This is a genomic window from Granulicatella sp. 20925_1_28, from assembly GCF_041433575.1.
Classification (GTDB): Bacteria; Bacillota; Bacilli; order Lactobacillales; family Aerococcaceae; genus Granulicatella.
Map to the genome: position 1 here is coordinate 1 of NZ_JAPWBS010000037.1, position 799 is coordinate 799.

General features: G+C 37.0%; 1 protein-coding gene. It reads right to left on the minus strand.

The window, feature by feature from the left end:
- A partial coding sequence (locus O3793_RS08895; RefSeq protein ID WP_371446974.1) for a hypothetical protein occupies positions 1–527 on the minus strand: 527 nt, incomplete at its 3' end.
- Between the last annotated feature and the right edge of the window lie 272 nt (positions 528–799).

Sequence of the window (799 nt, forward strand, 5' to 3'; positions counted from 1 at the left end):
AGTTTTTGTGTTTCCTTTCCTGGTTTAATCGATAAATAGTTCTGATAACGACGTGAAAGTGGGGCTTTGATGTATTTTTCCATCGCATCTTGGGTACGATAGCTATAATCCATAACTTTCTTATCGTGAAATTCTGGCTCAACAAAGGTACCCGCAACTTTTTCAGGATGATCTCTTAAGGTATTTTTCTTATCGATTAATTGTTTGGCGGTCTCTTCATCTAATTCTAACCCGATGTATTGTGTCGTTTCGTTTCCATGAGAATCTTTTTCTAAATAAGAGACGATATAAAGCGACCATTTTCCAAAGTCCGAGTTTTGGACGGAGTGCTTGTCTATACCAGTGACCTTTAAGATAGAATCTTCATTTTTAGTGATGTCCTTTAGGTTAAAATATTTATTTTGTAGTTGTAATAATGGAACGTTCAGTCTTGTTAATGCGAAAACAAGGCAAAGCATAGCCGCCACGATTAAGGCCACCCCGGGATAAAAACGTTTATTATAACCACGAACACGATTCTTGTGCATATGAAAAACTCCTTTTTCTTGTTAGTTCTATGGTAATGGAGATGGAAGAGAAAGGCAAGGGGGAGTTGGTGTTGAGTACTCGAGTTAAGAGTCGAAACTTAAAAAATGTATATGGCAATGTCTTATGGTATTTATACTTTTATGCAAATTGTAATGCCCACACCCAAATCCTTCGCACTGTGAAGGATTTTCCAGTGATTCGTTTCTGACCGCTTTTTCTCGTATCATAGGCATTAAATTTTGGTGGTTAGGTTATCCATGCTATCATGTAT